Below are 14,204 nucleotides of genomic sequence, written 5' to 3' on the forward strand. Positions count from 1 at the left end.
ATTACATCCCCGTTGTGTTTTCCTTGCGTTGACCCTGACCAGGCTTGTCCTTCGCAGAGCGGAAGCTGTCCCAGAACAGCAGGGCCGCGCCGCAGAAGATTGCTACGTCTGCGAGATTGAAGGATGGCCAGTGGTATGACCCGTAATGGAAGTCGAGAAAGTCAGGGACGGCCTGATAGCGAAGTCGGTCGAGGATATTGCCAAGCGCGCCTCCGATGATCAGACCGAGCGCCGCACCTGTCAGCCTGTCCGGAGCCTTCCACAGCCAGATCAGCAACCATGCTACGATCACGGCAGCAAGTGCGATCAGACCCCACCACGGTACGACCCCGCCGAGTATGCCAAAACTGACTCCATCGTTAAGAACCCGAACAAGATTGAGGAAGGGCAGAAGCTCGACGCCGTTCTCTAGCGCCGGGGTGTTCATGGCAAGAGCCTTGGTGCCCTGATCGAGACCGAGCGCAGCGATTGCGCAGAGCCCACCGAGAACGCGAGTGTTCATGCCGCCGCCTTCAGATCGGCCCGCGCGTCGCGGATAATCGCCCAAGACGAATGCAGGAACAGTCCGGCGATACCAAAGGCGACGATAAGGTCGGGCCACGCGCTGCCCAGCCACGCCACGAGACCGGCGGCGATGACAACCGCCGCATTGCCGATGGCATCGTTGCGCGAGAATAGCCAGACGGCCCGCATGTTCGCGTCGCCCTTACGGAATCGAAGAAGCGGCAGAACGGAGACGACATTGACGACAAGAGCGATCATGCCGAGCAGGCCCATGAGGCCCGCATCTGGCGTCGTCTGTTCGAAAACCCGCAAGATGGTTGTGCCGAGGACACCAAGGCCGAGAAGTCCGAGGAAAATGCCCTGAACCAGGGCCGAGCGCGCACGCCAGACCAAGCTCCAGCCGATGGCCAGCAGGCCGAGGAAGGTGATTGCGCCGTCGCCGACGAAATCAAGCGCATCCGCCTTCACGGCCTGCGACCCGGCGATGAACCCACCGATCATTTCAAGGACGCCATAACCAACATTCAGGATCACGACGATCCAGAGCGCGCGTCGGTAGGCCGGGTCCTGATGGGCCGGATTCGGCGGAATGTCTCCATCGCCCTCGATCCGGTCAAAGCCGTAGCCGGTCACCGCCACGGCCTTTTCGATGTCCGGCAGACGCACTTCGGGGGCGTTTAGTGTCATGATGTGCGTCGCGGCCGACACCTTGACATCGTTAGGTGCGACCCCGGCCGCATGCGCCGCCCGCTCGATCTGTGCGGCATCCTTGGCGCAGTCCATGCCGGAGACCCGGTACCGGACGGCAGAGACTTCTAGTTGTGTGTTTTCTGTGTTGGCCATTATCGCGGCTCTCCTGCTAAAGTGGATGGAGAACTAATACATCAGTGAGAAATGATATGACGCAGTTTGCTGTGGACCGCAAGACCGCCACTATTGAACAGCGCGCAAAGTTGCTTCGCGGCTTCGCGGACCCCAGTCGGTTGGCAATCCTGGACGTCTTGTCAGAAGGTCCGATGGTCGTTCACGAACTCGTCGCCCGCACGGGTCTATCACAACCCAACGTCTCCAATCACTTGCGATGTTTGCTGGAGTGCGGGCTTGTTTCCAGCGATCGAAATGGCAGGTTTGTCCGTTACCGCATCAGCAGCCCGCGCATTACCACGCTATTGACCGATGTAGATGCGCTTCTCGATGTCGTCGCTGCGGGGGTTGAGGCCTGTGAGAACTATCGCGGGATGTGATTCAAGATGTCGCGGCCTTCGATCAGGTGCCAACATCGCTGTGATTTGGCCCTTATTCAGCTAATTGTTCTGATTAACGTCAGACAGAGTCGTGATTTTCGGCAATATTCTGTCAACCAATGAAGAGCACCGGCCCCGAACACAGAACATCGGGCCCTCCCGCGGAAGGCGCCCAGGTTCTCGGCTAGGACGCTCTTCGCGAACATCCCTTCGACTGCGACAGCGCACGCCACCTTAGTTTTTCTTAGCAGGATTTGTGGTGCGTCTCCTTTGGTATTTCGACCCCGAGTGTCTTGGGTCCGAGCTGGCGTTCCAACTCGCGGATGCGGTATTCCATACGTCTCACAGCGCGATTTTCGGAACGACATCGTCTCAAAGCACGTGTCGCGTAGCCCTTAATTGTGAGATGAGAAATCCAACGAAATCAACGGCCACCCTTTGCCCTTAAATATGAGATTTTGTCTTTAATTCCGATATTTTTGCCCTTAAACCTGAGACAGGGTTCACAGGTTTTTGCGGCAAATGTCGATGGAAAATGATGACGAAGAGTCAGTTGCCCTTGGTGCTGAAGAGGCGCGCAGGGCTGCTGTACTGCGTCCGCTTGTTCAGGCATATCTCAAAGGAACTGGCAGTCTGGAAAGTGGCATCAATGACGCCGTTTGGGAGCTTGGTGTCAGCAGGGCGACTGTCTGGCGCTGGATAAAGCGTCTGGCCGAAGAGGGTGGGCGCACCAGCGCGCTGGCTTCTCGGAAACGGGGCCGCCCGACTGGTACAACCTTGATATCCGGCAAGGTGGAAGCGGTGATCGAAGAACATCTTCGCCGTTATTTCTTACGGCGGGAACGTCCAAGCCTGTCGCGCGTCGTGACAGAAATCCGCAGCGCGTGCTGGCAGCAGGGCTTGCAACCGCCGACGCGTCGGACGGTTCAGCGCAGGCTGGATGCAATGGACGCCCGCGCAATTGCCAAGGCACGCGAAGGCGCAAAGGCGGCCCGCCAGAAATTTGCGCCGGTCGTAGGCGACAACAAGGCAAACCGGCCACTGGAGGTCGTGCAAATCGACCATACGCCTGCGGACATCATTCTCGTCGACAGTTTTGAACGCCAACCAATTGGGCGGCCTTGGGTCACGCTGGCGATCGACGTCGCAACGCGGATGGTGACCGGATATTACACCTCTCTCGAGGCACCTTCGCGTCTGTCAGTGGCGCTTTGCCTGACACAGGCTGTAGCCCCCAAAGCGGAACTTCTGGCGGAATTGGTGTGCAATGTTCCTTGGCCCGCGCAGGGTAAACCGCATAGCATCCACGTCGATAACGGGCGCGATTTCCGGTCGCATGCCTTTCGGTCGGCATGTGCGGAATGGGGGATCGATCTGGTCTATCGGCCGCCAGGCAGTCCTCATTTCGGAGGGCACATCGAACGATTGATCGGCACGATGATGGGGGCCGTGCACCTGTTGCCTGGAACAACGCAGTCCTCGGTCGTGGCCAAGGGCGACTATGACGCCGAGGGCATGGCCACGATGACCTTAAGCGACTTCGATCGCTGGTTTGCTCTGGAAATCTGCCGCTACAACAACAGCATTCATTCAAGTCTTGGCTGTACGCCCGTCGCCAAATGGGAGGCACTCTCAGCGGAAATGATGGGCGACATCCCCTTTGAGATGGAAGCTTTTCGGGTGAGCTTCTTGCCGAGCGAACTGCGTAAGGTCAGGCGTGACGGCATCCATCTGTTCCAGATACGGTACTGGTCGGATGCTCTTGCAGGCCACATTGGGCGCGGCGATGGGAAGGTGGTCGTTCGCTACGACCCTCGCGATCTTTCGGTGATCTGGGTCGAACTGGATGGTGGCCGATACGCCGAGGCCCGGTACAGAAATCTGGAAATGCCGCCTGTGTCTCTATTTGAATATCGCGAGGCCATGAAGAAGGCACGCGCCCTCGGAAAGTCCGGGTCGAATGAACTGGTCCTCGGTGAGTTGATCCGACAGCAACGCCAGATCGAAGCTGAAAGCCGGGGACTAACCAAGGCTGAGCGCCGGTCCCGTGAAAGAAAAGGGGCATTGAAGGGCACCAACTCGGCTGTCGCGAAAACCGAAGGGCTGCGCGCGATCGATACGGGTGATACATCACGCCCATTGTTCAAGGTGGAGAGATGGTGAATTGAGGGCAAGGACAACAGAGGAAGACGGTCGGATCGCCCTCATTCAATCAGACATCTGGATCGGCTTTCCGCGGGCCGAACAGGTGTTGGACCGTTTGCAGGGTATGATCGAAGCGCCGAGGCAAACCCGTATGCCCGGGCTTCTTGTGCATGGCGCGTCCGGGATCGGCAAGACGATGATCGCCCGCAACCTGTCGCGCAGATATGCACCGGAATATGACCCAGCATCGGGAATTACGCGAACGCCGCTCTTGCTGTTACAAGCACCGCCAGCACCCGACGAACGGCGGTTCTATCTGCACATCCTGGCGTCCGTCGGGGCACCGGCCACGGCACTGAGCGCGCGCGCTCAAAATGTGGCCTCCCTCGAAGTCCGTGTTGTTGCGCTTTTGCGCGACCTTGGCCTGCGGATGATCATGATCGACGAGGTCCACAACCTCTTGGCCGGGACCCACCGCGAACAGCGCCGCTTTCTCAATGTTCTTCGGTATCTCAGCAATGAACTCGAAGTGTCACTGGTCTGCCTGGGGGTCAGCGAGGCCGTCGATGCCATCCGTGGTGATATCCAGCTTGCCAGGCGGTTGGATGAACATCACCTGCCGAACTGGCGCGACGATGCCGAGTTCTCGGACATGATCCAAACACTCATTGCGGCAATGCCCCTCGAGAAGAAATCCAATCTGAAGGTCAAGTCGCTCAAGCAGATACTTGCACTGACCGGTGGGGTGACCTCGCGCATCTTCGCCCTGATCAAGGATCTTGCCATCGACGCCATTGTCACAGGTGAGGAATGCATCACCGATGACGCAATCGCAAAATGGACCCCGGTTTGGTCGCGCCATGCGAACGCCCATCGCCGGCTCGAGAAGTCCGGGGTTTGAAACCGCGCCCGCTGCCCAAGACTGTCGCACCTCTGCCAGATGAGTTGTTGTCAGGTTGGTTGTCTCGGCTGGCTGCGGCCAACTACTGTGATGACGCGGAACTACTGGCCCATATCGAAATCGATACAACTCATGGCACGTCCTTGGACTTCAACATCGACGCGGCAGCGGCATATAAAATTTCCGACGCCGCACGAACCGATCCCGATATCGTGCAGTCTTTGACCTTTCCAATAATGACGCCATTAGAGACCCTGCTGACGGCCCGCGTCCCGTTCCAATCTTGTCAGGAATGCTCTCGGCGGGGCCTTTCGCTCAAGCATTGGAGGCGAGCCTGGGCATTCGACTGCCAGGTTTGCGGGACGAGACTTGTGCCGACGCTCGGCAAGCCCAGTGGCGAACAGATGCCCGAAAAGCTGATAAATCGTGCGCGCAACGGCGCCGCGCGGCTTGAATACGCCGCGCGATTACGCAGCTCCAAGCAACTTCGGCGCGCAATGCGCGCGGTCACCTTTGCCATGTCATTAAAGGCCTTCCGCCGGGAACCGTTGTCCGCTCTTCAGAGCCATCGACAGGAAGTGAGGCTTTTTTGCCTTGCCGCCATTGATGCAGCCCGATCTCGTCCGCTGGTCAAAGCGGCCATCTCGAACTCCCGCATCGACGACTATGCAAGGGTTGCTCTCTTGCGCGCCTTCGAGACGGAGCCACGTCTGCTTGCTGCGGTTGATCTCATTGCGCAACGGCGCGTGAGACGCATAGGCCCGGTGGCTGTCGAATCTCACAATTAAGGGCAAAAAATATCCCCGAACGCGTCGTGTCTCAGATTTAAGGGTAACGCGACAGCCGCACAGAACCATGACAACAGCAGCGACACCGTTGCCTCCTTGGTTTCCAGCGCCCCATCCTGCATGCCATGTGGACTACCAATACGCCCTACCGGGAGGTAATAACGTCGTGACAGCGCCGCCGAAATTGACGCTGATCCATCGAGTCTAGAAATGCGTCCAGCCGGGACGCGCGGCGAGGAAGAGATCGCTCCATCGACTGCGGTTCCGACCGCACACCATTTCGATCCTTCCAACCCTGAACGCAAATATGCGGCCCCGAGCGGTGACCGCGGAGAGAATCTCAGAGCCCGGCGCGCAGGACCAAACACAGGTAGATCAGCACTTGACCAAGGCGATTAGAGAACCTTGACGGACGCTACCGAAGAGGATCGCCCAAGCCAAACCCTCGTACCCGGCTATGCAGTATTCTCGAATTGCTCTTCGTCGCGGTGTTTCGTTGTGTTAATTGCCAAATCGGCGAGGATTGGGCAATCCGGACGGTGATCCCCGGCACAGGCGTCCACCAGATGTGCCAGCGCCGCGCGCATTTTCTTCAGCTCCGCGATCTTGTCGTCGATCCGTTCGAGATGCTGCTCTGCGATATCCTTGACCTCTGCACTGGCGCGTTCTTCGTCTTCATATAGAGCAAGGAGATTGCGGCAGTCTTCTATGCTGAAGCCAAGCGCACGGGAGCGGCCGAGAAACGCGAGCTTATGCGCGTCGCTTTCACGAAATGTGCGGTAGCCATTCGTACTGCGCAGAGGCTTCACGAGGCCGATATCCTCATAATAGCGGATCGTCTTTGCCGGCAGGCCCGAAAGGGCGGCGACATCTCCAATGTTCATTTTTGGTCCTCCTTATTCAGCGGCGACAGGGGTCGGGGATGGCGAAGCCGACGCATCACGATCTGACGCTCTGGCTTCATCCATGATGGGACGGACCCGGCGCAACCGCAGGGCGTTTGTCAGCACGAAGACGGAACTGAGCGCCATGGCGCCGGCCGCCAGCACCGGCGACAGCAGCAGCCCGAAGGCCGGAAAGAGCACGCCGGCGGCCACCGGGATCAGGGCGACGTTGTAGCCGAAGGCCCAGAACAGGTTCTGGCGGATGTTGCGCATGGTCCGGGTGGAAACCTCGAAGGCATTGACCACCCCGCGCAGATCGCCCGACATCAGCACGACATCGGCGGATTCGATCGCAACGTCGGTGCCGGTGCCGATCGCGATGCCGACATCGGCATGGGCCAGCGCTGGCGCGTCGTTGATGCCGTCGCCGACGAAGGCGACCTGCTGGCCGTCGCCGCGCAACCCGTCCAGCGCCGCCACCTTGCCATCGGGCAGGACGCCGGCGATCACGTGGTCGATGCCGGTTTCCCGCGCGATGGCCTCGGCCGTCGCCTTCTTGTCGCCGGTGATCATCGCGACCTTCAGTCCCAGGTCGTGGAGCGCAGCGATGGCGGCGGCGCTGGCGGCCTTGACCGGATCGGCCACGCCGAAGACCGCCGCGACCTTCCCGTCCACCGCCGCGAACAGTGCCGTCCGGCCCTGCTCGGCCAAGCGGCGCTCGGCGTCCGCCAGCGCCTCGATGCTCAGCCCTTCGCGAGCCATCAGGCGGTCCGCGCCGACCAGCACCTCGCGTCCGGAGACCGTGGCTTGCACGCCGTAGCCGGCGTATGACGTGAATCCCTCGACATTGAAGCGTGCAGCACCCTCGGCCTTTGCCGTCCGCACGATTGCCTCGGCGATCGGATGCTCGGACTGCGCCTCTACCGCCGCGACCAGTGCCAGGATCTCGGCCCGCTCGAATCCGTCGGCCAGAACGAGGTCGGTCAGCTCGGGGCGGCCTTGGGTCACGGTGCCGGTCTTGTCGAGCGCGACGACATCCACCGAGGTCAGTTGCTGCAGCGCGTCGCCCTTTCGAAAGAGCACACCCATCTCGGCCGCGCGCCCGGTGCCCACCATGATCGAGGTTGGCGTGGCAAGGCCCATGGCACAGGGGCAGGCGATGATCAGCACCGACACGCCCGCCACCAGCGCGTAGGATAGGGCAGGGGAGGGGCCGACAAGCAGCCAGACCAGAACGGTCACGGCGGCCAGCGCCATCACCGCCGGCACGAACCAAAGCGTGATGCGGTCCACCAGCCCCTGGATTGGCAGCTTGGCGCCCTGCGCCTGTTCCACCATGCGGATGATCTGCGCCAGCGTCGTGTCGGCTCCCACGCGCGTCGCGCGGAACCGGAAGCTGCCGGTGCCGTTGACGGTGCCGCCGGTCACTGGATCGCCCTCGACCTTGGCGACCGGAACCGGTTCTCCGGTGATCATGCTTTGATCCACATGCGCACTGCCTTCGGTCACCTCGCCATCCACCGCGATGCGTTCGCCGGGGCGCACGACAAGTATGTCACCCACGCGGATCCGCTCGATGGCAACGGCCCGGGGCTCGCCATCGACCAGAACCCGCGCGGTGCGGGCCTGAAGGCCGAGCAGTTTCTGGATCGCGGCACCGGTGCGGCCCTTGGCGCGCGACTCCATCCAGCGGCCCAGAAGGATCAGCACGACGATCACCGCCGCCGCCTCGAAATAAACGGCGCGTGACGCCTCGGGCAGCAACGCGGGCGCGAAGAGCGCGGTCACGGAAAAGAGATAGGCCGCGCCGGTGCCGACGGCGACGAGGCTGTTCATGTCGGGCGCGCCCTTCAAGAGCGCGGGAAACCCTTTGGTATAGAAGTGGCGCCCTGGCCAGAACAGCACGATCGTCGTCAGCACGAACTGGATCGTCCAGCTTGTCTGGTGCCCGATCGTGCGGCCGATCATCTCGTGCATCCCCGGCACCAGATGGGCCCCCATCTCGAGCAGGAAGACAGGCAAAGCCAGGGTCGCCGCGAAGACCGTCTTTCGGGCCAGATCGCGCGCTTCGCCCTCCTTGCGTGCGCTGCGCTCCTCGGGCAGGGCGCTGTCCGCCGGTTCGGCAGGGTAGCCGGCCTCTCCGGCGGCTGTTAGCAGATCAGAGAGTTCCGCCGCGCCCTCGATATAGGTCACGGTTGCGGTCTCTGACGCGAGATTGACGTTCACGTCCAGAACCCCCGGCACCGCCGCCAAGGCCTTGTCGACACGGCCGACACAGGAGGCACAGGACATGGACGAGACGTTCAGGCGGACAGTCTGCGTCCGGGCCGGATAGCCGGCCGCGTCCAGCGCTCTGGTCACGTCGGGGATGCGGGCGGGGCGATCCAGTTCGAACGTCACGGTCTCGGCCGCAAGGTTGACGTTGACGTCGCTGACGCCGTCGAGGCCTGAAAGCGCGCGCTCTACCCGACCGACGCAGGAGGCGCAGCTCATGTTCTTTACAGAGATCCGCAGATCTTGTGTGGTCGTCATTGGAATCTCCTTCGCCGTTCGCGTGACAGATAAGGCTTCCCCTTGCTGGAAGGTCAACTGATTATGGATGTTTTTTCCGCCCTTGACCTTCCCCGCTGGAAGCACTCACCTGATTTCGAGAGTGAAGGAGACGAATATGAGCAGCTTCAATGTTCCGGACATGAGTTGCGGGCATTGCACCGCAGCAATCGAAAAGGCAATCAAGGTAATCGACCCGACAGCTAAGGTTGCATGCGACCTTGGCACACGAACCGTTGCAGTCGAAAGTTTTCTCGGCGATCGCGCAGTGTCCGAAGCGATCCGCAATGCTGGATACGATGTGGCGGCGCCGGCCGCACCCTGAGAAGCAATCGGCGCCGACTCTGCGCGGTCACACTATTCGGCCGCTTCGCGGACCTTCTCGACTATGGTCCTGAGCTGTTCTTCCTCGACGAAACCAGGCACGAGGTTGTCCCCGATCACAAAGGACGGCGTGCCATTGAATCCAAGCGCCTGCGTCAGGCGCATGGAGGTTGCAATGTGTTCCTCTATCTCGGCTGTGTCCATGTCAGCACGTAGCCGCTCGACATCCAACCCGATATCAGTGGCGATTCTCATGACGGAAGCTTCATCTGCCCGTTCCTGCATACCCATCAGAGCCCAGTGGAACTCTTCGTACTTGCCCTGCTCACGCGCGGCCAGTGCGGCCTTGGCGGCGAATACTGACCCGTCGCCAAGGATCGGCCATTCCCGATAGACCAGCCTGACGTTCTCGTCGCCTTCCAAAAGCCCCTGAACTTCTGCCATGGCACGTTTGCAATAGGGGCAATTGTAATCGAAGAACTCGACCACGGTCACATCCCCGTCCGGGTTGCCGAGAACAGGCGCGTTCGAATCCCGTTCGAGCAATTGGCGCTCGTTGTTCAATACCTCGGCCTGCGCCTGAGTCTGGGCGGCGGATTGCTCGGCCTCCAGGATCTGCAATGCTTCCATGATGATCTGCGGGTTCTCTCGAATGGCTTGCAAGGCAAGCTCCTTGATCCGCTCGTCAGTCAGGTCCTGGGCGATTGACGCTAAGGGTGCAATCGCCAGTCCAGTTGCCATTAGCAAGGTCGGAAGAAGACGCATTTCAATTACCTTCCTGCTGCCGCGGCAGCACTTCGTTCGGCCTGAACGGCGCGCTGACGCTCGGGCCAAGTTGATTTGACATATGAGATGATGTTCCAGATTTCGGCGTCCGACAGCTGGTCGCCGAACCCGGGCATGCCGCTTTCGAACTCGACCCCTTGAAGCGCGAGTGCTGCCCTGCCGCCCAGCTTGGTGTAGTCGAACAGCACGCCATCGGGATGATGCCAGGTATGACCGGTTTCGTCATGCGGGGGGGCAGGCAGAAGGCCATCGGGTCCGGGTGACCGCCAGTCTGGCTGTCCTTCCAGATTGGCGCCGTGGCAGGAGGCGCAGTTTTCTATGTAGAGATTCTCTCCCTGTGCGATATCAATCGATTCCGGCGTGGATTCTCTCTGCGCACCGGCCGTGGTCATTAGCCAGCCAGCGGCTCCGGCAGCACCCAGGGCAATCACCGACAGCATCAGGTATCTTGGCATCACGTCACCCGCATCCAGGTCATCATACCGGAGGCCGCGTGGCTAAGCATATGGCAGTGGAACAGCCAGTCGCCCGGATTGTCGGCGACAAAGGCGACGGTCCGTGTTTCCCCCCGGAACATCGTTATCGTATCCCGGAGCGGCCCCAAGGTGCCATCCTCGCCGATTTCGCGGAAATGCATCCCGTGCAGATGCATGGCGTGCGGGAAAGACGTGTCATTGTTGATCTCAAGTTTGACCGTCTGCCCACGAGCAAGATCGGCAAGCGGTGTTTCGGGCATTCCGACGGTGCCGTTGAAGGCCCAGTACTCGTTGGCCGCTACCAGTTCGCGGAAGGATTTCCGCTCGCCGTCCAGGATCGCCGTTTGCATCCTGCCCATCGCGCCGCCTTCGATGTTCAGGCGAACGGGAGCCGCATTTTGCAAGCCCGGAACATCCATCTTTGCATTCCTTGGCAGGGCCGGCGGAGCTTCACGGCGTACGGTCGTTGCCCGACCGGTCACGGGAAAGGCCACCTGAGATACCCCTTCCTCATTATCGACGCGCACCAGATGTGCCGTTTCACCGGATTCGGCGGTAACATCGACGATCAGGTCGGCGCGTTGGCCGGGGCCGAGGATAAGGGGTTCCTCAAGCCTTTGGGGTTGTTCCAGTGGCATCCCGTCCAGCGCAACTGTCCAGCCTTCCATCCCCGCGACATCAACGACGAAAATTCGTGCGTTGGCCGCATTGATCAGACGCAGTCGAAGCCGTTGGTTCTGCAGCACATCGATCGAAAGATCGTACCGTCCGTTGGTCGCAACGAAATTGCCCATGCGACCGGCGTGGCTGCGGGCACCCGCGGATGTGAAATCCGGATCGATCTGCGCGGTCTCGGGATCGAGAAGCCAGTCGTCCAGGATCAGGACTTCCTCGCGATCCACCTCCGGAGCCTCGGCTTCCTCGACGATCAGCGCGCCGTAAAGTCCGCGAGCGACCTGTTCGACCGACCTGTTGTGCGCGTGGTACCAATAGGTCCCGGCATCGGGTGCAACGAAGTCGTAATCGAAGCCCTCGCCCGGTTCGACCCCGGCCTGGGTCAGCCCTGCGACGCCGTCCATCGCGTTGTCGATCCGGATTCCGTGCCAGTGGACAGAGCTTACCTGTCGAAATTCGTTCAGGAATCTTCGCTGAACCCGTGCGCCCTGCACGATCCGCAATTCCGGGCCGGGCATCACGCCGTCATAACCCCAGATTTCCGTCTTCGGATAGGACGGTGGCGCGAGCTGGACCGCAGCCTGTCGGGCTACCAATTCGTCAAACTGTGGCGTCACAGCGCGCGCCGTAACCGGCAATGCTAGCGCCGAGGCCGATGCCACGCCATTCAATAGAAAATCCCGCCGTGTCGTCATGGATATCGCCTCCGATGAGCAGGGAAGGGCGGCAGGGGCGACCCTTCCCAACTGCTGTCAGCCTTCGCCCCGGAAGATGATATCCTGAACCATCCCGAATTCACGATGCCCGGGCACATTGCAGGCAATCCCGACTTCAGTCACTTTGTCCGGAAATGTCCAGATGATCTCGGCGCGCTCGCCGGGCTCGAGCAGAACCGCGTTCGGGTCCGCGTGCATCATGCCCATCTCGCGCATCTTGCCGTGACGCAGCACGTCATAGTCAATCATGCCCTCATCCACCATCCGGTTCATCTCGGCGGCGTGCGATCCCCACGCGTCCTCGTTGCCCAGATTGAATTCGTGCACCGCATCGCCTTCGTTGACGACGATGAAGCGAACGGTCTCGCCCGGCATCACGCGGATTGCTCCCGGTTTGAAATACATCTCGCCCATGCGCACCTCGTACGTGCGCGACACGTGATGCTCGTCTCCCGTCCGGCCGAAATCGGGTGCCGTGCCGTGGCCAGCGTCGGCGAGGGCCGTTGTCGATGAGACCGCGAGGAGTCCTGCTGCAAGGGACGTGATGCCTGTTGTCGTGATTTTCATCTCATTTCTCCGTCTATTTGGTTTCAAGTCTGCACTATTCCGTACTCGGGCAAGGCCAGCCCGCTTGGAGGCGGTGGCTCATCGATAGGACCGAGCCCGTTGAGACGGATGTGGTCGGAGCGGAACCCGTCGCCGTCAAAGCCGAGCGCTTGAGGTGCTTGAGTCGGTTCGACTGTCATGGCGGTGACTGCGCAATCCAGCCCCGGGTGGCAATGCCCTCGGGCTTCTTCGACATGAGAATGTGTCTCCTCATGTTCCTCGACACCATACGCGTCCGCCGCGACCGAAACTGTCGGATCGTCCACCTGCGCGTCGGCAGGCTGCGACCCGACGCTAAGCAAAATGAGCACACATAGGAACGCTGCACGCAGGAGCACGAAAGGATCAAACCCACCAAGCATACCGCTAGAAAATGCCGTTCTCTGCCTGGAGTTCGCGGACAAAGCGCGCGATCATCTTTACATCGGCATCGGTAAGACCCTCTACCGGAGGCATATTGCCGAAATTCCAATGATGCGATCTGACCCCGTTTTTAGCTGCCAGGACGAAAGCCATGTCAGAGTGATGATTGGGCTCATAAATCTTGTGAACGAGCGGCGGCGCGACCCCATTTTGTCCAGCGGCATTGGTACCGTGGCATGCTGCGCATTTAGCTTCGAAGACACGTTTCCCGATCTGCGCGTTTGCGGACAGTTCTGCCGGGAACGCAACTTCCACGATCGGCGCTCCTTGTGCAACTTCGCTCGTGTCCGGTGGCACCATCGCGTGACCGGCCGACTGTTGATCGGATTGGGTCGTGTTCCAATAGACGGCAAGGCCACCGAACAGAAAAAATGCCGCAATCGCCAAGAGTGTTTTGTTCATTCCTTAGAGTACCTCGCGCGCACCTACTCGGATCAAATCAACTTCACCTGCGTGCCGATCGGCGCTCGCCCGTACACTTCTTCGATCTGTTCATTGTAGAGACCAATGCAACCGTTCGAAGATCTGCGTCCGATCTTGCGCGTATCCTGCGTGCCATGGATCCGGTAGTACTGCCAGGACAGGTAAAGTGCGCGGGTGCCTAGCGGATTGTCCGGATCCCCGCCGGCGATGAGCGCTGGCCATTCGGGGTTCCGCTCGCGCATCGACGGCGTCGGCGCCCAGCTCGGATTCTCGCGTTTTTCGACAACCTCTGTATAGCCTCGTTTCGTCAGCTCGTCCGTCTGGGGAACAGATGTCGGATAGATGCGCATTTCTCCATCGGCGGTCCAATGCTGCAACGCCTTCGTGGTTGTATCCGAAATAATTATACCTTTGCCCAGGGTATCGAAATGATCCCGCCAATCGTGCATACGAAAGGACGACACATTGCGCCGAACTGACGATGCTTCTTGGGCTCGGAGAATCGACGGTGCCGCCAACGCAACCATGCCTCCCGCCGCAACCGCAACAAAACGGCGTCGATCAATAAGTATGTATGCCTGCTCGGCCATTGCCTGCTTGCTCCTTTTTACGCCTGTTTGATGGTCGTAAACCACCTTCCAGCGCGGGAGGGTCAAGCCGGATTGATCTGACAAAACAGTGATTTTTTGTATCGGATTGTAACATTGACCTTCCCGCGCTGGAAGCCGGTAGCGAAACTACGCAGGCTACCAGAGAAGG

Annotated in this window: 15 protein-coding genes; 5 read left to right on the plus strand and 10 right to left on the minus strand. The window is 60.3% G+C overall.

Translation table 11 applies throughout. The features are described from left to right. Position 1: 1 nt before the first annotated feature. Both lspA and BSG08_RS12095 read right to left on the minus strand, forming a co-directional pair. The gene (gene lspA, locus BSG08_RS12090) at positions 2 to 502 is read right to left on the minus strand and encodes a signal peptidase II (RefSeq protein ID WP_093037111.1); all 501 of its coding nucleotides are present in this window, start codon (positions 500 to 502) and stop codon (positions 2 to 4) included. Then, positions 499 to 1,347: a cation efflux transmembrane domain-containing protein gene (locus tag BSG08_RS12095; RefSeq protein WP_093037114.1), complete on the minus strand. Its 849-nt coding sequence runs from the start codon at positions 1,345 to 1,347 to the stop codon at positions 499 to 501. The genes lspA and BSG08_RS12095 overlap by 4 nt, the downstream gene beginning before the upstream one ends. 56 nt (positions 1,348 to 1,403) lie before the next feature. Between BSG08_RS12095 and BSG08_RS12100 the strand changes: the two genes are divergently transcribed. From BSG08_RS12100 to BSG08_RS12115, 4 genes are all read left to right on the plus strand, one after another. Further along, positions 1,404 to 1,748, plus strand: coding sequence for an ArsR/SmtB family transcription factor (locus BSG08_RS12100; RefSeq protein WP_093037117.1), 345 nt, complete (start codon positions 1,404 to 1,406; stop codon positions 1,746 to 1,748). A gap of 528 nt (positions 1,749 to 2,276) precedes the next feature. Then, entirely contained in the window at positions 2,277 to 3,911 is a 1,635-nt protein-coding gene (locus tag BSG08_RS12105) for a Mu transposase C-terminal domain-containing protein (RefSeq protein ID WP_081896184.1), read from the plus strand. After that, positions 3,871 to 4,794, plus strand: a complete 924-nt coding sequence (locus BSG08_RS12110; protein WP_245770681.1) for a TniB family NTP-binding protein — start codon at positions 3,871 to 3,873, stop codon at positions 4,792 to 4,794. The genes BSG08_RS12105 and BSG08_RS12110 overlap by 41 nt, the downstream gene beginning before the upstream one ends. Then, positions 4,791 to 5,582 carry a TniQ family protein gene (locus BSG08_RS12115; protein ID WP_037239953.1) on the plus strand — a complete coding sequence of 264 codons (792 nt, stop codon included), beginning with the start codon at positions 4,791 to 4,793 and terminating at the stop codon, positions 5,580 to 5,582. The genes BSG08_RS12110 and BSG08_RS12115 overlap by 4 nt, the downstream gene beginning before the upstream one ends. Before the next feature lie 455 nt (positions 5,583 to 6,037). Here BSG08_RS12115 and cueR read toward each other — a convergent pair whose 3' ends face one another. Together cueR and BSG08_RS12125 are read right to left on the minus strand one after the other, a co-directional pair. After that, on the minus strand, positions 6,038 to 6,466 hold the full coding sequence (cueR, locus tag BSG08_RS12120; RefSeq protein WP_093037119.1) for a Cu(I)-responsive transcriptional regulator: 429 nt from the start codon (positions 6,464 to 6,466) through the stop codon (positions 6,038 to 6,040). 12 nt (positions 6,467 to 6,478) lie between these two features. Next, positions 6,479 to 8,998: a heavy metal translocating P-type ATPase gene (locus BSG08_RS12125; RefSeq protein ID WP_093037122.1), complete on the minus strand. Its 2,520-nt coding sequence runs from the start codon at positions 8,996 to 8,998 to the stop codon at positions 6,479 to 6,481. 136 nt (positions 8,999 to 9,134) lie between these two features. On the opposite strand from BSG08_RS12125, the gene BSG08_RS12130 reads away from it, so the two are divergent. After that, on the plus strand, positions 9,135 to 9,341 hold the full coding sequence (locus tag BSG08_RS12130; protein WP_093037125.1) for a heavy-metal-associated domain-containing protein: 207 nt from the start codon (positions 9,135 to 9,137) through the stop codon (positions 9,339 to 9,341). Positions 9,342 to 9,373: 32 nt separating this feature from the next. On the opposite strand, the gene BSG08_RS12135 is transcribed toward BSG08_RS12130, so the two are convergent. The 6 genes from BSG08_RS12135 to BSG08_RS12165 form a co-directional block, all read right to left on the minus strand. Continuing rightward, positions 9,374 to 10,105: a DsbA family protein gene (locus tag BSG08_RS12135; RefSeq protein ID WP_093037128.1), complete on the minus strand. Its 732-nt coding sequence runs from the start codon at positions 10,103 to 10,105 to the stop codon at positions 9,374 to 9,376. Positions 10,106 to 10,110: 5 nt separating this feature from the next. Next, positions 10,111 to 10,566: a c-type cytochrome gene (locus BSG08_RS12140; protein ID WP_245770682.1), complete on the minus strand. Its 456-nt coding sequence runs from the start codon at positions 10,564 to 10,566 to the stop codon at positions 10,111 to 10,113. Between the two features lie 14 nt (positions 10,567 to 10,580). Next, positions 10,581 to 11,972, minus strand: a complete 1,392-nt coding sequence (locus tag BSG08_RS12145; RefSeq protein WP_093037134.1) for a multicopper oxidase family protein — start codon at positions 11,970 to 11,972, stop codon at positions 10,581 to 10,583. Positions 11,973 to 12,029: 57 nt separating this feature from the next. Further along, positions 12,030 to 12,560: a cupredoxin domain-containing protein gene (locus BSG08_RS12150; RefSeq protein ID WP_093037137.1), complete on the minus strand. Its 531-nt coding sequence runs from the start codon at positions 12,558 to 12,560 to the stop codon at positions 12,030 to 12,032. A gap of 405 nt (positions 12,561 to 12,965) precedes the next feature. Further along, complete coding sequence (locus tag BSG08_RS12160; RefSeq protein ID WP_093037143.1) at positions 12,966 to 13,424, minus strand: c-type cytochrome; 459 nt, start codon at positions 13,422 to 13,424, stop codon at positions 12,966 to 12,968. Positions 13,425 to 13,456: 32 nt separating this feature from the next. Further along, a complete protein-coding gene (locus BSG08_RS12165; RefSeq protein WP_425439289.1) occupies positions 13,457 to 13,972 on the minus strand; it encodes a L,D-transpeptidase in 516 nt (171 codons plus the stop codon). Positions 13,973 to 14,204: the final 232 nt, after the last annotated feature.

Source organism: Roseovarius azorensis (genome assembly GCF_900109455.1).
Classification (GTDB): Bacteria; Pseudomonadota; Alphaproteobacteria; order Rhodobacterales; family Rhodobacteraceae; genus Roseovarius; species Roseovarius azorensis.